This window comes from Exiguobacterium sp. s142 (assembly GCF_018618455.1).
In the GTDB taxonomy this organism is placed as follows: Bacteria; Bacillota; Bacilli; order Exiguobacteriales; family Exiguobacteriaceae; genus Exiguobacterium; species Exiguobacterium aurantiacum_A.
The window spans coordinates 160,345-185,201 of the sequence record NZ_JACSMB010000002.1 but is presented as its reverse complement, the minus strand read 5'-3'; the positions used below and the strand labels follow the sequence as shown (position 1 = coordinate 185,201).

At 51.5% G+C, this 24,857-nt stretch carries 25 protein-coding genes; 3 read left to right on the top strand and 22 right to left on the bottom strand.

What is annotated here, in order from left to right:
• The first annotated feature begins 119 nt into the window (after positions 1-119).
• A complete protein-coding gene (locus tag KNP77_RS03375; protein ID WP_070326959.1) occupies positions 120-1,142 on the top strand; it encodes a PTS sugar transporter subunit IIC in 1,023 nt (340 codons plus the stop codon).
• A gap of 47 nt (positions 1,143-1,189) precedes the next feature.
• Here KNP77_RS03375 and pheT read toward each other — a convergent pair whose 3' ends face one another.
• From pheT to infC, 9 genes are all read right to left on the bottom strand, one after another.
• Positions 1,190-3,565 (bottom strand): phenylalanine--tRNA ligase subunit beta, encoded by a 2,376-nt coding sequence (gene pheT / locus KNP77_RS03370; protein WP_214888485.1) that lies wholly within the window; start codon positions 3,563-3,565, stop codon positions 1,190-1,192.
• Between the two features lie 12 nt (positions 3,566-3,577).
• Positions 3,578-4,600, bottom strand: a complete 1,023-nt coding sequence (gene pheS, locus KNP77_RS03365; RefSeq protein ID WP_070326957.1) for a phenylalanine--tRNA ligase subunit alpha — start codon at positions 4,598-4,600, stop codon at positions 3,578-3,580.
• 298 nt (positions 4,601-4,898) lie between these two features.
• Positions 4,899-5,645, bottom strand: a complete 747-nt coding sequence (locus KNP77_RS03360) for a TrmH family RNA methyltransferase (RefSeq protein ID WP_214888482.1) — start codon at positions 5,643-5,645, stop codon at positions 4,899-4,901.
• A gap of 1 nt (position 5,646) precedes the next feature.
• A complete protein-coding gene (locus tag KNP77_RS03355) occupies positions 5,647-6,723 on the bottom strand; it encodes a M42 family metallopeptidase (RefSeq protein WP_131463831.1) in 1,077 nt (358 codons plus the stop codon).
• Positions 6,724-6,748: 25 nt separating this feature from the next.
• Entirely contained in the window at positions 6,749-7,231 is a 483-nt protein-coding gene (locus KNP77_RS03350; protein ID WP_070326954.1) for a dUTP diphosphatase, read from the bottom strand.
• A 23-nt stretch (positions 7,232-7,254) separates the two neighbouring features.
• Complete coding sequence (locus KNP77_RS03345; RefSeq protein WP_070326953.1) at positions 7,255-7,509, bottom strand: hypothetical protein; 255 nt, start codon at positions 7,507-7,509, stop codon at positions 7,255-7,257.
• An 86-nt stretch (positions 7,510-7,595) separates the two neighbouring features.
• Positions 7,596-7,955: a 50S ribosomal protein L20 gene (rplT, locus tag KNP77_RS03340; RefSeq protein ID WP_016508086.1), complete on the bottom strand. Its 360-nt coding sequence runs from the start codon at positions 7,953-7,955 to the stop codon at positions 7,596-7,598.
• A gap of 28 nt (positions 7,956-7,983) precedes the next feature.
• The gene (gene rpmI / locus KNP77_RS03335; protein WP_016508031.1) at positions 7,984-8,178 is read right to left on the bottom strand and encodes a 50S ribosomal protein L35; all 195 of its coding nucleotides are present in this window, start codon (positions 8,176-8,178) and stop codon (positions 7,984-7,986) included.
• 30 nt (positions 8,179-8,208) lie between these two features.
• Positions 8,209-8,739 (bottom strand): translation initiation factor IF-3, encoded by a 531-nt coding sequence (gene infC / locus KNP77_RS03330; protein ID WP_070326952.1) that lies wholly within the window; start codon positions 8,737-8,739, stop codon positions 8,209-8,211.
• A gap of 348 nt (positions 8,740-9,087) precedes the next feature.
• Here infC and KNP77_RS03325 point away from each other — a divergent pair, with 348 nt between their 5' ends.
• Positions 9,088-9,297: a hypothetical protein gene (locus KNP77_RS03325; RefSeq protein ID WP_070326951.1), complete on the top strand. Its 210-nt coding sequence runs from the start codon at positions 9,088-9,090 to the stop codon at positions 9,295-9,297.
• Between the two features lie 29 nt (positions 9,298-9,326).
• Here KNP77_RS03325 and KNP77_RS03320 read toward each other — a convergent pair whose 3' ends face one another.
• The 8 genes from KNP77_RS03320 to KNP77_RS03285 all read right to left on the bottom strand — a co-directional run bounded on the left by KNP77_RS03320 (position 9,327) and on the right by KNP77_RS03285 (position 17,473).
• On the bottom strand, positions 9,327-10,190 hold the full coding sequence (locus KNP77_RS03320; protein ID WP_070327894.1) for a DUF1002 domain-containing protein: 864 nt from the start codon (positions 10,188-10,190) through the stop codon (positions 9,327-9,329).
• Positions 10,191-10,302: 112 nt separating this feature from the next.
• Positions 10,303-12,240 (bottom strand): threonine--tRNA ligase, encoded by a 1,938-nt coding sequence (gene thrS / locus KNP77_RS03315; RefSeq protein WP_214888479.1) that lies wholly within the window; start codon positions 12,238-12,240, stop codon positions 10,303-10,305.
• Positions 12,241-12,549: 309 nt separating this feature from the next.
• Positions 12,550-13,464, bottom strand: a complete 915-nt coding sequence (gene dnaI, locus KNP77_RS03310; RefSeq protein WP_070326949.1) for a primosomal protein DnaI — start codon at positions 13,462-13,464, stop codon at positions 12,550-12,552.
• A 5-nt stretch (positions 13,465-13,469) separates the two neighbouring features.
• Entirely contained in the window at positions 13,470-14,819 is a 1,350-nt protein-coding gene (locus tag KNP77_RS03305) for a DnaD domain protein (RefSeq protein WP_131463833.1), read from the bottom strand.
• Positions 14,820-14,861: 42 nt separating this feature from the next.
• Positions 14,862-15,329: a transcriptional regulator NrdR gene (gene nrdR, locus KNP77_RS03300; RefSeq protein ID WP_035385865.1), complete on the bottom strand. Its 468-nt coding sequence runs from the start codon at positions 15,327-15,329 to the stop codon at positions 14,862-14,864.
• Between the two features lie 12 nt (positions 15,330-15,341).
• Positions 15,342-15,713: a hypothetical protein gene (locus KNP77_RS03295; protein ID WP_070326947.1), complete on the bottom strand. Its 372-nt coding sequence runs from the start codon at positions 15,711-15,713 to the stop codon at positions 15,342-15,344.
• A 111-nt stretch (positions 15,714-15,824) separates the two neighbouring features.
• Positions 15,825-16,211, bottom strand: coding sequence for an adenosylmethionine decarboxylase (speD, locus tag KNP77_RS03290; RefSeq protein WP_029595188.1), 387 nt, complete (start codon positions 16,209-16,211; stop codon positions 15,825-15,827).
• Between the two features lie 230 nt (positions 16,212-16,441).
• On the bottom strand, positions 16,442-17,473 hold the full coding sequence (locus KNP77_RS03285; RefSeq protein WP_131463835.1) for a glyceraldehyde-3-phosphate dehydrogenase: 1,032 nt from the start codon (positions 17,471-17,473) through the stop codon (positions 16,442-16,444).
• Positions 17,474-17,627: 154 nt separating this feature from the next.
• Between KNP77_RS03285 and KNP77_RS03280 the strand changes: the two genes are divergently transcribed.
• Positions 17,628-18,110: a site-2 protease family protein gene (locus KNP77_RS03280; RefSeq protein WP_131490400.1), complete on the top strand. Its 483-nt coding sequence runs from the start codon at positions 17,628-17,630 to the stop codon at positions 18,108-18,110.
• A gap of 16 nt (positions 18,111-18,126) precedes the next feature.
• On the opposite strand, the gene coaE is transcribed toward KNP77_RS03280, so the two are convergent.
• The 5 genes from coaE to KNP77_RS03255 all read right to left on the bottom strand — a co-directional run bounded on the left by coaE (position 18,127) and on the right by KNP77_RS03255 (position 24,823).
• Positions 18,127-18,732, bottom strand: coding sequence for a dephospho-CoA kinase (gene coaE / locus KNP77_RS03275; protein ID WP_070326944.1), 606 nt, complete (start codon positions 18,730-18,732; stop codon positions 18,127-18,129).
• Between the two features lie 12 nt (positions 18,733-18,744).
• The gene (mutM, locus tag KNP77_RS03270; protein ID WP_214888463.1) at positions 18,745-19,569 is read right to left on the bottom strand and encodes a DNA-formamidopyrimidine glycosylase; all 825 of its coding nucleotides are present in this window, start codon (positions 19,567-19,569) and stop codon (positions 18,745-18,747) included.
• A 20-nt stretch (positions 19,570-19,589) separates the two neighbouring features.
• Positions 19,590-22,187, bottom strand: coding sequence for a DNA polymerase I (polA, locus tag KNP77_RS03265; protein WP_214888460.1), 2,598 nt, complete (start codon positions 22,185-22,187; stop codon positions 19,590-19,592).
• A 207-nt stretch (positions 22,188-22,394) separates the two neighbouring features.
• On the bottom strand, positions 22,395-24,122 hold the full coding sequence (gene pnpS / locus KNP77_RS03260) for a two-component system histidine kinase PnpS (protein WP_070326941.1): 1,728 nt from the start codon (positions 24,120-24,122) through the stop codon (positions 22,395-22,397).
• A complete protein-coding gene (locus KNP77_RS03255) occupies positions 24,119-24,823 on the bottom strand; it encodes a response regulator transcription factor (protein WP_070326940.1) in 705 nt (234 codons plus the stop codon). Before KNP77_RS03255 ends, pnpS begins: the two co-directional genes overlap by 4 nt.
• Between the last annotated feature and the right edge of the window lie 34 nt (positions 24,824-24,857).

Genomic DNA, 24,857 nt, shown 5'->3' with positions numbered 1-24,857 from the left:
GACCGAGACGAATTTTTGGGCCCTTGTTTCGATGGTTTCGGACGAGGCGCTCATGGTATGACCGACGCGCCTATCCAATCAGGATAGGTTTTTTTATTGGAGTAACACATATAGAGGAGATGATGGAAGTGAAACAGTACGCAATGGATCGGATGATCAAAATATCAGCAGGGATGGCTAGCGCCGTCCTCGTCACACTCGGGGTCGGACTCTTGATTGAAACGATCGGTAAGATGGCCGGAATCGAGACGCTCGTCTTGATCGGACAAGTTGCGAAGTCACTGCTCGCCCCGGCGCTCGGTGCCGGAGTCGCCTATCAGCTCGGCGGCAACACGCTCATCTTGTTCAGTTCGATGATTGCGGCGACCGTCGGGGGCGCGGCCCTTCAAGCGACGGAGAGCGGGCTTGTCCTCGTCCCCGGTCAACCGATCAGCGCTTTGATTGCCGCAGCGGCGGCCGTCTGGTTAGGCAAACGTGTCCTCGGTAAGACGAAGTTCGATATGATGGTCGTCCCGGTCACGGCCGTGCTCGGCGGAGGCATCGTCGGTGTCGGCGCAGCTGCCGTCACGACACCGCTCATCAACTCGATCAGCGCGAGCATCACTTCGTCGGTCAACACATCACCGATCGCAACGTCACTCGTCATCGCCCTCGTCTTCAGCGTCATGCTCATGTCACCTGCCTCATCGGCCGCGCTGGCGATCGCACTTCAGCTCGACCCGGTCGCAAGTGCCGCCGCCTTGATCGGCTGCACCGCCCAATTCGTAGGCTTCACGCTCATGGCTTACCGCCAAACCGATCCAGGCGGCTTGGTCGCATCATTTTTCGTCACACCGAAAGTCCAGTTCCCGAACGTCGTTAAAAACCCACGGGTCGTCATGCCACCGTTCATCGCCGCCATGATCAGCGCTCCGATCGCGACGCTTTGGTTCTCACTCGAGGTGCCGTATGAGATTGCCGGGCTCGGCTTGAACTCAATGATCGCCCCGCTCAATATCCTTGCCGCACAGGGTATGGAAGCGTTTCTCGTCTTCGTCGGCACCGGCGTTATCCTACCGGCTGTCATCACGTTCCTTCTTTACAAAGTGACTTGCCTCGTCGGTTGGACGAAGTTCGGTGACTTGGCGCTTGAAGTTCAATGAATTCTAAAAACAGCGATTCCCACAATAAAGGGAATCGCTGTTGTCTGTTAAGCGCGTACTTCGGCGCCATATTCGGTTTTGACTGCTTCGATGATTGCATCATACGACGCTGTCACTTCTTCATCAAGAAGTGTCCGCGTCGGATCTTGATATTTGAGCGAGAAGGCAATCGACTTCTCAGCTTCACCGACGTTATCGCCCGTGTAGACGTCGAACAGAGCAAGCTCGATCAAGAGCGGACCCGCCGCTTGTCTGATCGTCGCCTCGACTTGACCGGCCGGAATGTCACGCTTCAATACGAGCGCAAGATCTCGCGAAATTGATGGGTAACGTGGTACGTCTTGATAGACGAGCATCGCTTCAGACTTCAATGCGCCAAGGTCGAGTTCGAAGACGTACACTTCTTTCAAGCCGTATACGTCTTTCGATACGGCCGGATGGACTTGCCCGACGTATCCGATGACGTTCCCCGCGACGAGAACGTTCGCCGTGCGGCCAGGGTGCATGTCTGAAATGACGGCCGCTTCGTACGTCACGTCGATGCGTTGCGAATTCATCAGTGTATCGACGATGCCTTTCGCGACGAAGTAATCGACCGGGATGCGTGTTCCTTGCGAACGGTGATCGTACCAAAGTCCTGTCACTACGCCCGCGACGCGTTCCGTTTCGCGTGGCAACGTCTCTCCGTGCTCTACGTACACCCGTCCTGTCTCAAATAGACGGACGTTCGCTTGTTGACGCGCCGTGTTATAACGGGCCGCTTCAAGCAATCCCGGAACGAGTGACGTCCGTAACACCGCACGCTCTTCACTCATTGGCATGGCGAGTCGGACTGTCGTCGCTCCCTCACCGTCGAACCGTGATGCATGAAGCTCGCTCGTGAGCGAGTACGTGATCGCTTGTGACAAGCCCGTTCCTTGAAGGACGCGGCGCACTTGACGACGGAGTACGTTGTCTTTTGGCAGGTAGCCTTTCGACTGCGACGCCGGGAGCGTCGATGGAAGGCTGTCGTATCCGTATAGTCGCGCCACTTCTTCCGTAATATCAGCCGGCACTTCTAGGTCCGGTCGCCGCGACGGGACGTGAACCGTCAACGTTTCGTCTCCTGTCACGTCTAACCCGAGCCGCTTTAGAATATGTTTGATCGTCGTTTGGTCGAGGTCCATCCCGAGTCGATGGTTAATATAATCGATCGACACGTCAATTGTGCGGGCGTCGGACGCTTTGCTTCCGGCGATGACCGGCTCACTGATTGTCCCGCCGCTCACGTTGACGATCAATGCAGCGGCACGGTCAAGCGCGAGGAGTAAACGTTCCGGATCGACTCCTTTTTCGAAACGGGCGCTTGAATCAGAACGAAGACCGAGCGTGCGGCTCGTCTTCCGGACCGAGGCCGGCGTGAAGTAAGCCGACTCCAGGATGATGCTCGTCGTCGTCGCGTCGACTTCGGTATTCGCTCCGCCCATCACTCCAGCGATCGCGACCGGATGTTGTCCATCGGTAATGACCATCATCGACGAATCGAGTGTGCGCGTCGCATCGTCAAGTGTGACGATTTCTTCTCCGTCCTGGGCTTGGCGAACCAAAATGGTACGGCCGAGCTTAGACGTGTCAAACGCATGGAGCGGTTGACCGAGTTCGAGCATGACGTAGTTCGTCACATCGACCACGTTATTGATCGGGCGCACACCTTCCGCGATCAAGACGTTTTTCAACCACTGTGGCGACTCGCCAATCGTTACCCCGTCGACGCGACGCGTCGCGTAGTACGTGCAGTTGTCTGTCTCGAGTCGCACAGACACGTCGTTCGGCGTATCCGTTTCGACATCGGCTGCTGGTAACGTATACGGGCGTTCTAAAATCGCCGCGACTTCATGAATGATGCCGTATAGGCTAAGGCAGTCCGAACGGTTCGGCGTCAATCCGAGTTCAATCACTTCGTCATCGAGATCGAGCAAGCTGATGACATCCGCTCCGACTTCAACTTCTTCCCGGAACGTATGGATGCCGTCCTGTTCGTCTTCGCGAATCTGTTTTTTCTCGAAACCGAGTTCTTCGAGCGAACAGATCATGCCTTGCGACTCGACGCCACGAAGTTTTGCTTTTTTGATTTTAAGGCCAGGTAGTCTTGCGCCGACTTTTGCGACGATGACATGTTGTCCGGCCGCGACGTTCGGTGCCCCACAGACGATTTGGACAGGGCTGTCGTCACCGACGTCGACCGTTGTCACGTTCAACTTGTCAGCCTCTGGATGTTTCGCGCATGAAAGGACGTGTCCGACGACAAGACCTTTCAATCCTTCAGAGCGGTCTGTCACGCTCTCGACTTCAATCCCGTTTTTCGTGATCAAATCGCCTAACGCTTGCCCGCTCAAGTCTGAGACGTCGATATATTGGTTCAACCATTTTTTCGATAATAACATGTATGATCCTCCTTAGAATTGCTCGATGAAACGTAAGTCGTTTGTATAGAAGTGACGAATATCATCGACACCGTGTTTGAGCATCGCCATCCGTTCGACACCGATCCCGAAAGCAAAGCCAGACATTTTCGTCGCGTCATAGCCTGCCATCTCGAGGACGCGCGGATGGACCATCCCGCCTCCAAGAATTTCAATCCACCCTGTCCCTTTACAGACGTTACAGCCTTTACCGCCACACTTAAAGCATGAGATATCGACTTCAACGGACGGCTCTGTGAACGGGAAGAAGCTTGGACGAAGCCGGATTTCTCGTGTCTCGCCGAACAGTTGCTTGACGAACACTTCAAGCGTGCCTTTCAAGTCGGCCATCGAGATATGCTCATCGACGACGAGTCCCTCGATTTGCATGAACTGGTGTGAATGGGTCGCATCATCTTCGTCACGACGGTACACTTTGCCCGGACAAATGATGCGAATCGGTTTCCCGTCCGCTTCGAGCATCGTCCGTGCTTGCACCGGCGACGTATGCGTCCGCAGCAGCGTCTCGTCCGTGATGTAGAACGAGTCCTGCATGTCACGTGCCGGATGATCTTTCGGCAAGTTCAACATTTCAAAGTTGTACAGATCGGTTTCGACTTCTGGGCCTTCGGCAATCGTATACCCGAGACCGACGAACAAGTCTTCCATCTCGTCGACGATTTGCTGCAGCAAGTGGCTATGTCCTGGAAGTGCCGTTCGACCAGGGAGCGTGACATCGATCGTCTCGGCAGCGAGTTTCGCTTCGAGCTCGACCGCCTTCACGTCCTCGATCCGTGCCTCTAACACCTCTTGAATCGTCGTTCGCACCGTGTTGGCGAGTTCACCGACGACCGGGCGCTCTTCGGCGGACAACTTGCCCATCCCGCGCAATACTTCGGTCATCGGGCCTTTTTTACCTAAATACTTAATCCGGACGTCGTTCAACGTTTTTTGTGATGACGCCGTTTCAATTTCTTGAAGGGCCTCACGTTGTAATTGTTCTAACTGTTCTTTCATCAATGTTTCCTCCTCTACAAAAAAAGTCCCTTCAGTCGATGACTGAAGGGACGAATAAACGCGGTACCACCCTACTTGGCCGATCAGGCCCACTTGAGAGCATCGGTATCGGGATGCCAGTTCGGTGTTGTCTCCAACACGACTCCAGAGTGAATTCAGCGCCGACCTCGGCATCGGCTCTCAATCTAGGCCGATGCTCCCTGTGCTCGTTCGGGGGTTCGCGTACTATGCTCTTTCAACGTCTTACCTATATTGTTCGATGTTTCTAAACTATCACGATTCTCAAGCGGTGACAAGATTATTGTAGCGCGATGCGATACATGAGAATGCCGGCGGCGACTGCCGCGTTCAATGATTCGGCTTCTCCGATTACAGGAATGTGGACACGTGTGTCACAAAGGGCGAGCACGTCGTCATGGACGCCTTGCGCTTCATTCCCGATGACAAGCGCGACTTGATCGTTGAACGCGACTTGGTCGTATGACTTCGCTTTCGAGAGTGCCGTCCCATAGACGTGAAACCCTAAATTTTTCAGTTCCGGCAACGTGTCGAGCAAGTCGACCGATTGAATGTTCACATGGAACAACGATCCTTGCGTCGCCCGTACGACTTTGGCATTGAACGGGTCGACCGTACCTTTACCGAGAAACACGGTATCAAAGCCGGCCGCGTCTGCTGTCCGAATCATTGTCCCGAGGTTACCCGGATCTTGAATGCGGTCAAGGACGAGCACATGCTTCATCTTGCGTTCGACTGGCGTCATCTTGACGACAGCGAACACCCCTTGCGTCTTCTCTGTTTCTGATAACAGATCGGCGACATGGTCGGACAGTTCGAGCACCGGCATCTCCTCTAGACGCCATGAACTTTTCGGACGATAAGATTCGCCCATAATCAATTGGACGAGTCGTCCGGCCCGGATCGCTTCGTCGACCAAGTGTTCACCTTCAACTAAAAATTGTCCAGACTCTTGTCTGCCTTTTTTCGTCATCAAGCGTTTCAAACGCTTAATCGTCTCGCTTTTCGTAGACGTGATTTTCGTCATATTATCCCTCTTTCAACCATTGAACCGTTTCGTTATCCAACCGCTTGGTGAGCGCCACGACTAAATCGATGGCCGCTTCATAATCGGCTTTATGGATGATTGACACGTTCGTATGCAAATAACGGACTGGAACCGTGAGCGCGACAGCCGGCATCCCGACTCCTGATAAATGGAACCGTCCGGCGTCGGTGCCGCCGCCTGGTGTCAAATCTAACTGATACTTAATGTCTTCTGCTTTCGCGACTTCGACGATCAAGTCGATGAGGCGCGGGTTCGTGACAGTCGTCGCATCAAAGAAGATGACTTGAACGCCTTCACCAAGTTTTGACAAACCTTCTGCCGGTGTCATACCTGGCGTATCACCTGGGATACCCGTATCCACGGCAATCGCGACGTCCGGTTTAATCAAGTTTGCCGCTGTGACGGCTCCACGCAATCCGACTTCCTCTTGAACCGTGGCTCCCGAGAAGACGGTTCCTGGCGCATCATTTTTCAGACGTTTGGCCGCTTCAATCGCGATCGCACATCCGATTCGGTTATCCCATGCCTTCGCCATCAAGAAGTCTTCATTTTTCATGACCGTGAACTCGCAATGCGGCACGACCGTGTCACCTGGACGGATTCCCCACTCGGCGACTTGTTCTTTTGACGTCGCTCCGATATCTAAGAACATGTCTTTGATCTCGACCGGTTTTTTACGAGCTTCGACTGGAAGGACATGCGGTGGCTTCGCACCGATCACGCCTGGGATTTTCTCTCCAGAGCGTGTGACGACGTCCATGCGTTGAGCGAGCAATACTTGGTTCCACCAGCCACCGAGTGCTTGGAAGCGCAGGAAACCACTATCTTCGATGCGTGTGACCATAAAGCCGACTTCGTCCATATGACCGGCAATCATGACACGCGGTCCTTCACCGTTCCCCGTCACACGGCCGAACAGACTACCGAGACCATCCTGTTCGAACGATTCGACGTGGGGCTCGAGATACTCGCGCATGAGTGAACGGACTTCCCCTTCGTTTCCCGGGACGCCAGTCGCATCCGTCAGTCGTTTTAGCATATGTAAAGTTTCATTCATCTCGTATCGCTCCCTTTCGACTCCATTAGTAGCCTTGATTTTGTCGCTCATGGTTGACTTCATTCTTCGATAGATACGCCATCAGAATCAACTCTTCATTGAAACCTAGCGTATAGCCTAGTTCGAGATATGCCGCCATCAGCGTCTCGTACATCGCTTCTGTCTTCGACAAACCAAAATTCGTCACTTTTCGAAAGATATCTAAAAAAGCATCAGTCGCGTCAAGATACGAGCTGCCTGCCGGGAACGTCTCCCGTTCGTATCCGAGGGCGAGTCCGAGCGACAGTAAGAAATGGATACCGTCAACGTACTCTTCTAAGATCACGTCTTGAGGCGACGGGCCTTTCGTTGACCAAAATTTAAAACTTCGGGTCTCATTGGCGAGTTCACCGAGTTCGACGAGTAAAGCGAGTAGCCGTTCATCGAATTGGTTGCCGGATAGTTGATGTTCTTGTTTGATCCGCTCATCTAATTCACGTTGCCGATCAAATAATGTTGTCCAGTTCACCGGTTGCTCCTCCTATTCTCCACTTAAAGCAGTACTAAAATCATTAAAGACCAGCCCACTGCTAAAATCAATACTTGTATTTGCATGCTTTTTGGGGCATGAACCGTCTTTTGGCGTGTCAAATGAAGTCCAAACAACGCTCCAATGGCTCCTCCGGCATAGGCGTACAACACGTTGAACTTCCCTTCGCCGTGCGTATACTGCTTCGCCTGGAAATACGTATAGACGTTTAAAGCGATGAGCGCCAACGCGACGATGGCCAAGATAGATTGATCCATAGCGTGTCCTCCTTATCTTCATCTTAAGAAATTTACGAGAAAAAAGAAAGCGCCGAGATAGAGTCTCGGCGCTTTCGATTGAACGATTACGCGTTCAATTTTGATTTAGCTGTGTTAGCGAGTGAAGCGAACGCTTGTGCATCCGATACTGCAAGCTCAGCAAGCATCTTACGGTTGATGTCGATCCCTGCAAGCTTGAGTCCGTGCATCATACGGCTGTATGAAAGACCGTTGATACGTGCTGCCGCGTTGATACGTGTGATCCAAATACGACGGAAATCACGTTTCTTTTGACGACGGTCACGGTATGCGTACATGAGTGACTTCATGACCTGTTGTTTTGCTACTTTAAATAGAATATGTTTCGAGCCATAATAACCTTTGGCAAGTTTGATTTGCTTTTTACGACGTTGACGAGTCGTATAACCGCCTTTTACGCGTGGCATATAGTTTCCCTCCTAAATTCCTTCTGTATTACTTCGCAATCATGTTGCGAATACGTTTGTAGTCTCCAGCTGATACGATAGCACCTTTACGGAGCTTACGTTTAGCTTTCGTCGATTTGTTACCGAACAAGTGACTTGTGAAAGCGTGTGAACGTTTGAGTTTACCTGATCCTGTACGTTTAAAACGTTTAGAAGCACCGCGGTGCGATTTCATTTTCGGCATGAGTATTTCCTCCCCACTATGACTCGATGATTAATCTTCTTTCTTCGGAGCCAGCACTAAGAACATGCTGCGTCCTTCCATCTTCGGCTTTTGTTCAACTGTTGCCAAGTCGGCACATTCCGCCGCCAATTTTTCCATAACACGTCTACCGATTTCCGAGTGTGTGATGGCACGTCCGCGGAAACGGATCGACGCCTTCACTTTGTTTCCACTTTCAAGAAACTTGCGAGCGTTACGCAATTTGGTTTGGAAATCGTTGTCCTCGATTGTAGGACTGAGACGTACTTCTTTCAATTGGATGACTTTTTGGTTTTTACGCGCTTCTTTCTCCTTTTTCTGGAGTTCGAAACGGTATTTACCGTAGTCCATAATTTTAGCGACCGGTGGGTTTGCTTTGTCAGCGACCAAGACGAGGTCAAGGTCAGCTTCTTCCGCCAAGCGTAATGCTTCACTACGCGATTGTACACCGAGTTGTGCACCGTCCGCTCCAATAAGACGAAGTTCACGGGCACGAATGTTTTCGTTGATAAATAGCTCTTTGCTAATGGTTAGCACCTCCATCGTGCGATTGCACGAGTTTTAGATTTTAAAATAAGACAACATAGTAATAGTAACAAAAAAAGCGTCGGCAGTTTCCCGCCCACACATCATTGCGTACTCAGAACGGCAAGACACCGAAACTGAATTACGTACATGATGGACCTGACCGAACCGATTCGGACGAGGTGAGAAGCGGGCGCTTCTGCTTTGTTGTATTTACTCACTAAGTCATCTTAACACTAGCAGAAAAAGATGTCAAGAATTCGCGCATGAATAATTGATAGCTCGCACTTTTATGATAATAACAGTCATTCCATCGTTTCGCAATACCTTTTCAAAGGGAATAAAATAAAAAAGGAGGCGGCGAGGATGAACTGGAGAAAAGACGTGAAACAAGATCACGATTATCATGATCAAATCAAACATATCGTTCAAGAAACGATGCGTCACCATGAAATGAACGACGCTAAACTTGAAGCTGTATTGACCGACCTGCTTGAAGAGATGAACCGCATCACGTTGAAGATCGTCGATGATCATGAATCCGCTCGGGACTATATCCATAAACGTTGGTATTAAAAAGCAGAGCCTTCGCTCTGCTTTTTCGTTTAGTTCGTCAACGACTTGAAGAAATTACTGAGCGACTCAAACAGCCGCGCAAAGAAACCTTGCACTTCTTTCGTCTCTAGAAACGCCTGCACGTCTTGGCCCGCTCCTTTTAATCCATCACTGATCGCTGTCCAATCCAAGTTGGCTTGCTGCATGTTCTCGAACAACGTCGTCAGCTGGTTCAATTGCGTATCGGACAATTGAACGTTGTTTTGATTCAATACTTGAATGACGATATCACGAATTTCAATATTCGTCTCGGGCATTTGATTCGCGATTTCCGCTTTGATCTCATTCATCAGCCCGGCCACATCTTCTTGACCGACCGTCTTCCCGATCTCTGACGTGACCGCAAGTTCTTCTTGCGCGAGATTTTTTCGTTCCTCGGTCAGTTGGATCCCGGTCTCGTCAGCCGTCTGGTCGTACGCCTTCATAATACCTGTCAACGCAGACGTCCCGGTCACACGGATCGGAGACGTGATGTAAATATCGGCGTCAGTGACCCCGGCCGTGACGAGCGCGTTCGCATACATATCTTCCGTCACCCACGTGACGTTCTCGGTTTGAATATCAAGACCCGTCCCGTCAGTCAGCTTGATGCGGGCCGATGAGTACATGCCGCCGCCACGTTGTGCCTGGGGTACGGCGTCACCTAAATACTTCTCTTCGTCAGCTGCAGTCGTGATAATCGGTTCGATTCCTGCCGGCGCTTCGACACGCTCGAGCACCCAGTCTCGCTGCTCTGCTGATAATGTCTCCCCGAGGGTGACGATTGTATCGTCGACGATTGCTTCGGCGTTTACTTTAGGAATCATGCTAGTCGAGACAATCGTCCCGATCGTCAGCGCGATAATTGGTTTCATATAATTCAAACTGAATCACTCCTTTCTTCTACCATACGTGTTCTTTCATAGGTTGCGCATCCGTCTCTGGACCGAAAAGAAGACCACCCTTCCGTTGAAGGATGGCCTACCTTTACCGTGAACGATTCGCGATTTCTTCAGTGAGGGACGTCAAGAACTCATCAAGCGTTGCCGATACTTGTTCTTGTTGACCGTAGCGACGGATGTTGACCGAACGCTCATCACGTTCTTTATCACCGAGTACGAGCGTCATCGGGATCTTCTTCATCTGTGCTTCACGGATCTTATAGCCTAACTTCTCATCCCGAAGGTCTGTCTCGACACGGACACCACGTGATAACAGTTCTGCTTTCACTTCGGCCACATAAGCATCATGGACGTGAGACACCGGGATCAATTTGACTTGGACCGGCGCGAGCCATGTCGGGAAGGCACCTTTGTACTCTTCGATCAAGTAGGCGACGAACCGTTCCATCGTCGACACGACACCGCGGTGGAGGACGATTGGACGATGATCTTTGCCGTCAGGACCTGTATACGTCAAATCGAAACGTTCTGGAAGCAAGAAGTCGAGTTGGACTGTCGACAACGTCTCTTCTTTCCCGAGCGCTGTCCGGACTTGGACATCGAGTTTCGGTCCGTAAAACGCCGCTTCGCCATCCGCTTCGAAGTACGGCAGGCCGAGTTCATCCATCGTTTCTTTCAATTGACGCTGTGCCGATTCCCAGATCGCATCGTTGTCGAAGTATTTCTCTTTATCGGCCGGGTCGCGATAAGACAGGCGGAACCGGTAATCTTTAATCCCGAAGTCGGCATACACTTCTTGAATCAAGTGAACGATATCTTTAAACTCTTGCTTCATCTGCTCTGGTGTCACGAACGTGTGTCCATCGTTCAATACCATGTAACGGACACGTTGAAGACCTGTCAAAGCACCTGACATCTCATAGCGGTGCATGCCGCCAAGTTCGGCGATACGGAGCGGCAACTCACGGTATGAGCGTGGCTCATGCTTATAGATCGTCATATGGTGCGGACAGTTCATCGGGCGCAAGACGAGCTCTTCGTTATCCATCTCCATTTTCGGGAACATGTCGTCTTGATAGTGATCCCAGTGACCTGACGTCTTATACAAATCAACCGAACCGAGCACCGGTGTATAAACGTGCTGATAACCGAGTTCGAGCTCTTTGTCGACGATATAACGCTCGACCGTACGACGAATCGAGGCACCTTTCGGGAGCCACATCGGCAATCCTTGGCCGACTTCTTGCGAGACGAAGAACAAATCAAGTTCTTTCCCGAGTTTACGGTGGTCGCGTTCTTTCGCTTCTTCAAGTAGACGCAAATGCTCGGCGAGCTGTTCTTTCGTCGCCCACGCCGTACCGTAGATCCGTTGCAACATCTTGTTGTCAGAATCTCCGCGCCAGTAAGCACCGGCGACACTCATCAATTTAAAGACTTTCAATTTCGACGTCGACGGGACGTGCGGTCCACGGCAAAGGTCAAAAAAGTCACCTTGATGGTAAATTGTAAGTGTCTCACTTGCCGGGATATCTTCGATCAACTCGACTTTGAGCGGGTCGCCGAGCTGTTTGTAACGCTCGAGCGCTTCGTCACGCGTGACGACTTCACGTGTGATGTCGAGGTTTTCATCGACGATCCGTTTCATCATCTTCTCGATTTCCGGCAAATCCTCCTCATTGATGCGGCGGTCCATCTCGATATCGTAATAGAACCCGTTCTCAATCGTCGGTCCGATACCGAAATGAATCGTCCCTTCTTCGCCGTACAACCGTTTGATCGCTTGAGCCATCAAGTGAGCGGATGAATGGCGCATCAAGTCGAGGCCTGCCTCCGAGTCCGGCATGACGAGCTCGATTTTACCGTCGTGCTCGATCGGACGACGATAATCGATCAGTTCACCATCAATTTTTGCGGCGATGGCTTTCTTACGAAGTCCCGGGCTAATCGAACCGGCAACTTCTTCTGCTGTGATACCAGCTTCAAACGCTTTGACTGCCCCATCTGGAAATGTCAATTGAATCATGTGTCAACTTCCCCTCTCTATTTGAAAAAAAATAAAAAAAGCCCATCCCTATGAAAGGGACGAGCTTTGATTCTCGTGGTACCACCCTCGTTCCCAAGCTGTAAGCTTGGCTCGAACACACGATAACGAGTGTGAATCGCCGCACGATTGACCCGTGCGGTGCTCCGAGGGAGTAAGTCGATCGGCGTGTTTAGGAAGCTCTCACCATTCTTCCTTCGCTTTGAAACCCGTGGCGATGTCTCGTATCCTCTTCTATGCATCAGTTATATGGTTATTAGTATAGTCAACTCGTTCGAGAAATACAATCCTTTACCGACGACGATTTTCGCCTTTCAGCTCGATCTGTGTCGTCGTCGTCGAGATCCGTTGCATGAGCCGCTGTGCTTTCATCTTGTTTTGCGGCGAGCCGTCAATCGAGAAGTGCGTCTCGAGCTCTTCGCTGCTGAAGTTTGAGCTGTAGAGCGTCGGCAGACGATGCATCATGCGGTACTGTAAAATAATCCCGAACAGTTCGTCTCGTACCCACGGGCTGATCGCCTCAGCGCCGATATCATCAATCAACAAAATCGGCACGTGCTGGAACGAGGTCAAAAATGAATCGAACGAATCGGTACGAATTTTCCGCTTCGCTTCCGAGACGAATCCCGGAGCGTGAACTAAAATCGTCTCGATATCGGCGACTTTGAGTTCGTTGGCGATCGCGGCGAGCAAGTACGTCTTCCCGACCCCGAAACTGCCGTACAAGTAAAGGCCGTTCACTTTTTGACGCGTCTTCATCCCCGAGACGAATCGCATCGCCTCACGGAGCGCGATCTTTCGGGCATCGTCCGAATAATCAAACGATTGAAAGCTCGCTTCCCGCACTTCTTCCGGTAAAAATAAGCTCTTGAACTTTCGATCCATCTCTTTTTGACGTCTCGCTTGGCGGTGAGCGACCGTCTCTTCATAGCGGATCGCAATTTGACCGAGATCGACATAAAGGACCGGCTGATGCCCGGGGATAACGGCTTGTTCATCGACAAGCTTCTTCCCGTCCATCTGCTCGGCATATTCGCTCAATTTCGTAAATCCGACTTCGATCGCCGTCTCGTCGAGTTCTGGATGCGCCTTTAAAAATGTAATGACACCAGGGTGCTCGAGAGTTCGTCTGCGAATCGACTCGTACGCTTCCCGCACTTCTTTACGGTTCATCATCTGGGCGAGCGTCTGATTGATCCGTTCCATGTCGCTCATCCTTTCTCTTTCAGTTCATTCAACAATTTGACGAGTTCCGCGTCATCTGGCACCGATGATTCGAGCGCCTCTTTGCGCTTCTGATCGTAAGACCGTTGCTCTTTCGCATCGTCTTCAAGCCATTTCGGCAACTCGGTCTTGTCTTTCCGACGCGAGCCGACCGTCGTACGCTGGACGTTCTCACGTTTTTGTTGCTTCTTCTCGATCAACGCGTCTTGCGTCGCTTCACGCTCTAATGCGTCACCTGCGTGCAAATAGCCCGCCGTCTTCCAACTCGTGGCGATGCGCATCACGTAATTCTCGCTGAGCCGCGTCTGTTTCTTCACTTCGATACAATAATAGAACAGCGCGTTGATCACACCTGGTGCGAGACCGAGTGTATCGACCATCTCGATGATGAGCTGTTCGTCACTTTTCGAAAGTTGTGGCGTCTTCCGAAGCGTCGATACGTACTGATGCGGGTGTGCTTCCTCCATGACCGTTGTGTCATGCAAATCGCCGACCTCCGCCTGCTCCGTCTCGTCTGACTTCACTTTTCGATGTCTCGTCTGTTTTTTCTTCAATTGTAATACCATCTGCCGGCAACCATCACGCTTCTCTTGTTCGCTGAGCGGTAAGTACGCTTCGTGAACGAAATACTCTTTTAGCATCTCGGCCATCGTCTCTTCATCGATTTGCGACACGTACGCGAGTTTTGTGATCGTCTCGTCTAACTTCTTCGTGAAGAAGCCGATTGGGAAGTTTGTCAGTTTTTTGACGATATCCATATCGAACGTATAGTTGATCTCGATCTTGGCGCGGTCCGGCTTCTCATAATTTTTTTGAGTGAACGCCATCTGGTTGACCCCTTTGACGTCGAACACTTCATTGAAGTCTTTCGTCACTTCGACGATGCCTGCCGGTAACGGATCGATCGTGAACCGTCCTTGCAACTGCTTGAATCGGACCTCCCCTACTTTATAGAAGAGAAAACTCGATAACAGCCCATCGTTTAGGAACGTGTGGGGCGCGAGCGGAACTCTCAGTTGATAGACGTATTGCGTCAGCCGTGCGTCTTTCGTCTTGTACGTCCGGACGAGGCCGATCGCTTCGAGCCGGAATAGACTGTCCGCCAGTTCGTTAATCGAATAATCAAGCATTTCACACAAGGCGCTATGTGATATATAGTTCGACTTCATTTTACCCGGCTTCAATTCACTCCAAAGCGTTTGATACAACGCGAGCGCCTTCACGCCGATGACGGGTTGATATAAATGATAAAGTGACTGATAAGACTCGCGATCAATGAGCCCAGTGCTCATGATCAATAGCTCATCAGTCCCGTAAAGAATCCGTTCTTTTTCCATAACGTTTCTCCCCTGAAAAAAGACGACCAGAAGGCCGCCCCTTTAGTTGGTCGATTTTTCTTGCTTCATTAAATCCTCTAACTCTTTAAAGAACACAGAGATGTCCTTAAACTGTCGATAGACCGATGCGAAGCGGACGTACGCCACTTCATCGACGCGGGCGAGTTCGTTCATGACGAGTTCGCCGACTTGTTCACTCGGGATCTCGGACTGGCCGAGCGCCCGTAACTGTTGTTCGACTTTCGTGACCACACCCTCGAGTTGCTCGAGTGTGACCGGTCGTTTCTCACAGGCTCGAATGATCCCGCGCAGAACTTTCTCTCGACTGAACTCTTCGCGGTTCCCGTCCTTTTTGACGATGATGAGCGGCGTCTGTTCAACCGTTTCAAACGTCGTGAAGCGATAGCCGCACTTTTCACATTCGCGACGGCGTCGAATCGAATAATAATCTTGGACTGGTCGGGAGTCGAGCACCCTCGTTCCGTTATGATCACATTTAGGACAACGCATGCTCAGCCCTCCTTATCGTTCGACAGATTGATTCCCGATGGCACGGAGTGGGAACTTATTTTGTAAAGCATCATAATACGCAGCGACAACTTGTTTCAGGTCAGGACCGAGCATTTGTTCACGATTCATCGTGAAATCGACGGCGGTCCGCCCTCCGTCCACTTGAACGACTGTGGCCAATGCGTCCCAGCCGTCACCGTAAAAGGCGAGCTCGCCTCGCTCGGCGTCGATTCGGCGCACCGTCTGCCCCTCCGTTTTAATTCGTTCATCTAACCATGTCAGGACTGCGTTCGGCGACGTCGCGAAATAACGCGTGCGCAACGCCTCATTTTTATGCGTATCATCCGTTTGGATATGTGTTTGAAACTTGTCTAGTAATCCCATTGTCCACCTCGGCACCTAATTTATATACGTTAAGCATATCAAAATTAACGACTTAACAAAACAATTAAAAGGGCTGACCGAAAATCGGCCAGCCTCAAAAGGTCAATCGGATTATTTGCTGATCGCCACTTGTGCTTCTGGAACACGAATCGGTCCCATACCGCGATCAAGTTTGACGTCTTCGCGAACTTTCGCTTCTAAGCCTTCAGCAATGTATTGTGAAGCTGTCGCTGGATCGATCCGGTCCCCACATGTGAACACATCGACTGATGCGTAACCATGCTCTGGGAAACTGTGAATCGTTAAATGTGATTCTGAAATGATAACGACACCACTCACACCGTGCGGCGCGAATTTGTGGAAAGCGACTTCGCGGACTTCAGCGCCCGAGCGAAGTGCTGCATCGACGAACAAGCGCTCGATGTAGTCGATATCGTTCAATTTGTCGGGATTGCACTCCCAAAGTTCTGTAATAATGTGACGTCCCATAGTATCCATATAAGTGGATCCCCCTTTACATCAATGGTCTCAAAGTAGTTGATGATCACTCACTTTGTGCCTGAATCGCCCACAACCACGGGGGCAAGTTAGTCCAGAGAGGTCCTAACCCTTTAAGTTGCGTTTGTCAGACCAATTGAAGTTCACGAGATTGAGTGTATCCTGTTTAGGACGTCGATACAAGCTATTTGTTTGAATTCGTTAAAATATTTTTGACGAAATATATTTTCTCAAGCGTGCGTTTCTTGTTGGCCGATTTGAAGGTAGCTCGCCACCATATCCAAAAGATCGACGACGCGGCACGAATAGCCCCATTCGTTGTCATACCAAGCGAGCACTTTGACGTGGTTGCCGCCGAGCACCATCGTCGAATCCGCATCGATAATCGAGGAGCGCTCGTCTCCATTAAAGTCGATTGAGACGAGCGGTTCGTTCGAGACACCGAGAATCCCGGTCATTTCTCCGTAAGCGGCCCGTTCGAACGCATCGTTCACTTCGGCGGCCGTGACATCACGACGCAGCTCGACGACGAGATCGACGAGCGAGACGTTCGGCGTCGGGACACGGAGCGCCATCCCGTTCAACTTGCCTTGCAGCTCGGGAAGCACAAGACCGATCGCCTTGGCTGCCCCGGTCGAAGTCGGTATAATGGAGCTACCACAAGCCCGGGCCCGGCGCAAATCTTTATGCGGATTGTCGATATTGTTCTGGTCGTTCGTGTAGGCGTGTACCGTCGTGACGAGTCCTGTCTCGATGCCGAACGTCGAATCGAGCACTTTGACGACAGGTGCGAGGCAGTTCGTCGTACAAGAGGCGTTTGAGATGATATGGTCTTGCTCCGGCATATACTCGCGATCATTGACCCCCATCACGATCGTCCGTAAGTCGCCTTTTCCCGGCGCCGTCAAAATGACTTTCTGCGCCCCGGCCATCAAATGCTTGCGCGCCCCGACGTCCGAATTGAATTTCCCCGTCGCCTCGACGACGATCTCGACATCAAGTTCTTTCCATGGTAATCGTTCCGGGTCACGCTCTGCGATTAACCGAATCTGTTTCCCGTCGACAACGAGCGTATCCCCATGCGCTCGAACAGTGAGCTCAAACGGCCCATGGACCGTATCGTGCTTGATCAAGTGAGCAAGCGTCTCCGCCGGATAACTCGCATTGATCGCCACGACGTCGTGACGCCCTTCAAGCATCAATTTACGAAACACCATTCTCCCGATTCGTCCAAACCCGTTGATTGCAACTTTCGTCCCCATTCCAGTTCCCCCTTTTTTCTGCGTTACGACACCATTATAACGGAAAAATGGAAGCGTTTTCACTATGTATCGTCACATTTTTATCACTTTTTTACAGTTTCGTTTTTGAAAAAGAGGGAAATTTGGTGTAGAGCTTGGAAAGGAGCTACGTTATATGTTTGATTGGACAGACTTAGACAAATTTGTCATCTCGTTTTTTGTCATCTTACCGATTGTGACAATTATCCATCAATTCGGGCATTTCTTTTTCGCGAAATTATTCGGGGGATCACTCGATATGGAGATCGGGACCGGGAAGAAGCTATTCAAGGTCGGGCGCATGCAGTTTAACCGCGTCTACTTCTATGACGCCTGGTGCCAATTCTCGGACTTGAAATACAGTAATCGCTTGACGAGGAGTATCGTCTACGCGGGCGGGTCGATCTTCAATCTATCGAGTATCTTGATTGTGAACTGGTTTATCCTGACACGGGAGATTGAACCGACCCTCTATACGTATCAGTTCGCCTATTTCTCGTTTTATTATGTGTTCTTCTCGCTCTATCCGATTTATTACTCGAACGGACACCCAAGTGACGGGCGCGCTATTTTCGACACATGGAAAAAAGGGCGACCGGACGCAGATCCGCTCAACTGAACAAAAAAAGAAGGCGTCAGTCGCCTTCTTTTTTCATGTCTTGAAATTGTTCGACGAGACGCGTCACTTGAGGCAACAAGTCTCCGAGTGCCCCGTTGTTGTTGATTAAAAAGTCAGCGTGATGCTTCTTTTCTTCGATCGGCATTTGCGAGTGGATCCTTGCGAGCGCTTCTTCTTTCGTCAAGCCGTTACGCTCCATGAGACGCATCAACTGCATCTCTTCCCGGCAGTAGACGACGACCGTATAATCGACGAGGTCACGCATCGTCCCTTCGAACAAGAGCGGGATGTCGAAGATGACGACAGATTCCCCTGCTGCTGCAAAGGAATGCATCTGCTCCTGCATTTCTTCCCGGATCGCCGGATGCATGAGCTGATTCAACAATTTCCTTTTTGCTTCGTCATGGAAGATCTCTCGCCCGAGCGCCGGCCGGTTCAACTGCTCACCTTCAAAACAGCGCGGAAACGCTTCTCGGACAGCAGAGTAAGCTTTACCTTCAGGGTCGACGACGGTACGGGCAATCTTGTCGGCATCGATAATCGGAATCCCTTGTTGTCGGAATAGGCGGGACACCGTCGACTTCCCTGTCGCGATGCCGCCTGTCAAACCAATTTTCAACATTGTGTCCACCTCTTACTGTTGGCAGTGCGGACAGTAATGCGTCCCCCGTCCGCCTAGTTTCATCTTTTCAATCGGCCGACCGCAATTGTGACACGGTTCACCGGTCTGCCCGTAGACGTAAAGCGTCTCTTGAAACGTTCCAGCCGCCCCGTCCGGATTCGTATAGCTGCGGATCGTACTTCCACCCCGCTCGATCGCTTCTAATAACACAGCGACCGCTTCTTGACGGACGGTCTCAACTTCAGTGAGTGAAAGCGAGGCTGCTGGCCGGGTCGGATGAATCCGTGCCCGGAACAACGTCTCGTCGACATAAATATTGCCGAGACCGACAAAAATCGATTGATCGAGTAACGCCGTCTTGATCGCTCTCACGTTCATGCGATTCAGACGGGCGTGCAACGTTTCGGCCGTCACTTCAGGGTCGAACGGCTCGAGCGCGAGCAGCGACAGCGGCGGCGTCACGAACAACTCGTCGTTCGTCCGAAGTTCCATCGTGCCGAACTTCCTGACGTCGTTATAGTGCAGGCTCGTACCGTCGGTGAACGTGAAGACGACGTGCGTATGCTTGACCGGATCGACGGCTTCGCTGTGCGGAAAGAATTTCCCTTCCATCCGTAAATGAGAGACGAGGTAGCCGTTCGTCAATTTAAATAAAATGAACTTGCCGCGCCGCTCGACGTCGACCATCGTCTCGCCGATCAGCTGTTGTACCCACACGTCGGCCTCATGTCCGCGAATGATTTTCGCGTCGCGTACATTGACGTCTTGAATCGTTTTTCCGGAGACGAACGGTCGCAGTCGGCGACAGACCGTCTCTACTTCTGGTAATTCTGGCATATCGATTTCCTTCCTTTACTTTATTTCGTGTCGAACCACGTCTCACCGAACGAGCCGTCCGCCCGAAGCGGGACATCGAGTGTGATCGTATGTTCCATCGCTTGTTTCACAAGTTTTTCAAGCGCGGACGTCTCAGCAAGCGGTCCTTCAAAGATGAGTTCATCGTGGACTTGAAGCAATAGTTTCGATTGCAGACCCGATGCTTGAAGCGCCGTATCGACGTCGATCATCGCTTTTTTAATGATGTCCGCCGCTGTTCCTTGAATCGGCGTGTTGATAGCCGTCCGTTCGGCAAAGCCCCGCAAGTTGAAGTTACGTGAATGGATGTCCGGGATGTTACGGCGACGTTTGAGCATCGTCTCGACATACCCATGTTCCCGCGCCCGCTCGATAGCGGCATCCATGAAGCGCTTCACACCAGGGAACTGCTCGAAGTACGTGTCGATGAACGTCTGCGCTTCTTTACGGCTGATGCCGAGGTTTTGCGACAATCCATAATCACTGATGCCATAAATGATCCCGAAGTTGACCGCCTTCGCTTGACGCCGCATGAGCGACGTCACTTCTTCTTTGGCGACGCGGAACACGTTCGCCGCCGTCGACGTATGAATATCTTCGTCATTTAAAAACGCCTCGAGCATCTTCGCGTCTTGCGACATATGCGCCATGATCCGCAGCTCGATCTGCGAGTAGTCGACCGCATACAGCACCCAGCCCGGCTCACTTGCCGTAAACGCCTTACGGATTCGGCGTCCTTCCTCGAGCCGAATCGGGATGTTTTGCAAGTTCGGATTGACCGATGACAGTCGCCCTGTCTGTGTGAGCGTCTGCGTGTAGCGTGTATGAATCTTCCCGTCCGCTTTGATGACTTTTTGTAAGCCCTCGACGTACGTCGACTGCAGTTTTCCGAGCTCACGGTAATGCATGATATGTTCGACGATCGGATGGAGCGGCGCCAGCTTCTCTAACACGTCGGCTGCCGTCGAGTATCCGGTTTTCGTCTTCTTCACGGGTGGGAGTGCCAACTTCTCAAACAAGATGACGCCAAGCTGTTTCGGCGAATTGATATTGAACGACTCGCCGGCCAATCCGTGAATTTCTGTCTCGAGCTGATCAAGGCGGTCCCTGAGATCGGTTTCCATCGCTTGAAGCGTCGCCACGTCGACGTGAATTCCGGCCCATTCCATTTCCGCGAGCACCGAGGCGAGCGGACGTTCTAAATCTTGATAAAGTGACGTCTGCTCGTTTTCATCGATTTCCGGAATGACTTTTGCGAACAACGTGAAGATAGCCATCGCCTTCTCGCCAAGATGTTGGTCGAGCACCGCTTGTTCCGGCACGTGCAGTTTCGCCCCTTTCCCGTAGACGGCCTCGTCTTCAGGCAACGCGTAATCGAAGTGCGCGGCGATCGAATCGAGCGTCGTTCCGCCCGACAAGTTGAGCAAATAGCCGGCGACGAGCAAGTCTTCGTAGCCGCGAAGTGTCAATTCGTTCCGTTTCAATTGAATGATCGTCTGTTTGGCATCCAAACAGATTGTTTTCCGGGTCTCGTCCGCTAGCCAAGCCTTCACGTCCGGTACGTCTAACAACGACATATCACCGACGGTCACACCGACTTTCGATGCGATCGCCACACCGATGATGTCGTCTTCGAAATAGTCGTCCCGCAGCTGTTCGATAAACAGGACGGCTTCCGACAAATCTTGCTGTTCGATGCCGACGTGCGTCACGTCTCGCGCTTCTGCCGCCTCTTCCGTCGTCGCATCGGTGTTCAGCTTACTGACCAGTGATTTGAACTGAAGGCTCATGAACAACGGTTTGACTTTTGCCGCGTCATACGGATGGAACTGTAAGTCATCCACACTGACGTCGATCGGGACGTCCGTATGGATCGTCGCGAGTTGTTTTGACATTCGAGCTTCCTGCTCGTTCGCCTCGACTTTTTCTTTTTGCTTCCCTTTTAACTCATGTGTATGTTCATACAGCCCTTCGACCGAGCCGTAATTTGACAGCAACTTGAGCGCCGTCTTCTCGCCGACACCAGGAATTCCCGGTATGTTATCGGATTTATCGCCCATCAGCCCTTTGAGATCAATCATTTGGCGAGGTGCCAAGCCCTCGTAACGTTCGTGGAACGCCGCCTCGTCCATCGTCTCGACGTCAGTTATGCCACGTTTCGTTAAGTAGACGGTGACTCGCTGATTGATCAGTTGAAGTAAATCTTTATCACCCGTGACGACCGTGACTTGTTCGAACGCCTCGTTTTTCGAAAGTGTCCCGATTATGTCATCAGCCTCATATTGATCGAGTTCGAGCACTTTGATCCCGAACGCCTCACACAGTTCACGAACGATCGGGAACTGTTCGCGGAGCTCACCTGGTGTTTTCTGTCGCCCACCTTTATAGTCCGCATATGTATCGTGGCGGAACGTCTTCTTCGACGCATCGAACGCGACCGCGAAATGCGTCGGTTGCTCGTCTTCCATCAATTTTAAAAGCATCATCGTGAAGCCATATACCGCGTTCGTGTTTCGTCCCGATGCATCCGTCATCGGAGGCAACGCGAAAAACGCACGATACGTCAGTGAGTTTCCATCGAGGAGCAGTAATTTATTCATCGTCCAACCTCCATTCTCTTCTGTATCCATCATATCATACGGGTACATGCGTTCGAAAAAAAGACCCTTTTCTAAGTACTAGAAAAGGGTCAATCTTCTCGACCGAGTGGAGATGAGCACCGGCCGGGATACGAGATGATGAAGAGGTCTCATCAATAGAGTAGCATCTGTTTGTAAAGTTCGTGTGAACGCGATATAAATTCCTTGTTAAGCGAGCGGGAATTCGATTGTGAACGTCGTCCCAACGCCTTCGTCGCTGTCGACATGGATTGTCGCATGATGAAGATCGACGATGTGCTTGACGATGGCGAGGCCAAGGCCGGTCCCTCCAGAATTTCGACTCCGGGCCTTGTCGACCCGGTAAAACCGTTCGAATATACGGCTCACTTCTTTTGGAGCGATGCCGATCCCGTCGTCTTTGACGATCAAGCGCGCCGTCGTCTCCCGCTTCTCGACCGTAATCTCGACCTGGCTGCCTTCTGGCGAATAGTTAATCGCGTTCGCGACAAGGTTCAAGATGACTTGCTTGATCCGATTCAAGTCCGCTTGCAAGACGACGTCGCCGTCGTGATGCGCTTCAAGATGGATTGCTTTTTGCTCAGCCTTCTGGCTTAAGACGAGACACACCTCTTCGACGAGCTGATTGAGCTGGACAGGCGTGAACTCCAAATGGAAATTTTCCTGCTCGAGCCGTGACAGTTCGAGCAAGTCCTCGACGAGCATTTGCATACGAGTCGCTTCTTTTTGGATGATATCCAAAAATTGATCGCGCAACTCGGGCACTTCTTTCGCCCCGTCGAGTAACGTCTCACTGAAGCCTCTGATCGAAGTGAGCGGCGTCTTCAACTCATGGCTCACGTTCGCGACGAAATCTTTCCGCATTTTCTCAAGCCGTTTCAGTTCGGAGATGTCGTTAAACAATAGTGTCGTCCCGCGCAGCATGCCGGTATCGCTAAAGATCGGGGCAGCTGACACCATATACGTCTTTTGGTTGAACCCGATTCGAATCGATAGCTGGCGACGGTGCGGCTCTTCTGTCAAATAGACGTCCTCGATCAACGTCTCGACGTCCGGACTCGGTAAAATGCCATGGTAAAACTGGCCGATCATCAAATCGTCGTATTGGAACATATCCCGGTACGACCGGTTGACGAGCGTGACGATACCGCGTTCATCGACGAGCAACAGACCGGCTCCCATATACTCGATCAGTGACTCGAGCCTTGCCCGCTGCACCGACTCCCCGAGCGAGATCGTCTCTAAGTTACGGGCGAGGACGTTGATCGACCCGGCCAGACTTCCCGTCTCTTCATCGTTGCGTAGTTCATACACACGGGCCCGGTAATTCCCGTCGGCGAGTTCGCGTAACACGATCGTCGCCTCATCGATCGGCCGGATGAACTGGTTCGTCAGATTGTGGAGGACGAATAGAATGAGGAAGAATGAAAAGAACAATGCGAGCGCGACCGTCAGCCAAATCCGGTTGTAGACACCTTCCAAATCAGAAATATAGCGGATGAAGCTAAGGTAGACCGTTTCACCGGTCGACAGTTCGATCGGTTTCGTGAACTGGATCAAATCGTCGCGTGTCGCGTTGCCGAACGCACCGTTAGCCGGAATCGTGTCGGCGTCAATCCGGTATTCGAACGCTCCGACGCGGAACGGCGTGCCGGCAATCACTTCCATCCGGCGGTTCAACAGCAAGATGTCGAAACTGCTCTCATCGTCGATTTGTCGAACGTAGTCACGAATCTGCTCAAGTTCGCCCCCGTCCAAATACAAGGCGGCGAGTTGGGCGTCTTCTTTCAACCGGTCGCGCTCCGAGTCCAAATAGAAATCTTTGAACAGTTGACCGAGCACGATCCCGAGTGTCAGCAACACGCCCGTCACAAGCAGGATGAGTGTCGTCAAAAAACGCGAGCGATACGTCTTCATTCGGGCATCGGTTCTTCCATCTTATAACCGAGACCTCGGATCGTCTTGATGTACGTCGGTTTCTTCGTCACCGGCTCAATTTTTTCACGCAAATGACTAATATGAACGTCGACGATACGCGTATCACCGACAAAATCATAGTTCCAAATGGCTGACAGCAGTTGATCACGCGTCAACACACGGCCTTTGTTTTTGGCGAGATAAGCCAGCAGTTCAAACTCTTTCGGCGTCAATTCGAGACGTTCGCCTTTTTTGAAAACCTCATAGTTCGATGCGATGATTTTGACGTCTCCGATCTCGATGACGTCGGCGTCGACCGTCGTCGTTTCCTGTGGACCTGACCGGCGCAAAATCGCTTTGACCCGGGCCACGACTTCGCGCGGGCTGAACGGTTTCGTCAAATAGTCGTCAGCGCCAAGTTCGAGACCGAGCACTTTATCGAACTCGTCGTCTTTCGCCGTCAACATTAAGATCGGCGTGTTCACTTTTTGTTGGCGCAGCCGTTTACATACTTCAAGCCCGTCCATCTCCGGCAACATCAAGTCGAGGATGATCAACACCGCGTCTTGTTTCTCGGCTAATTCAAGCCCTGCTTTTCCATCATGGGCCGTCTCGACCTCAAATCCGGCTTGTTCTAAATTAAATTTTAATAACGTCGCAATCGATACTTCGTCATCAACAACAATTACTTTATCGGCCACACTAGTTCCTCCTCGAATCTATCTGTTCAGTCGT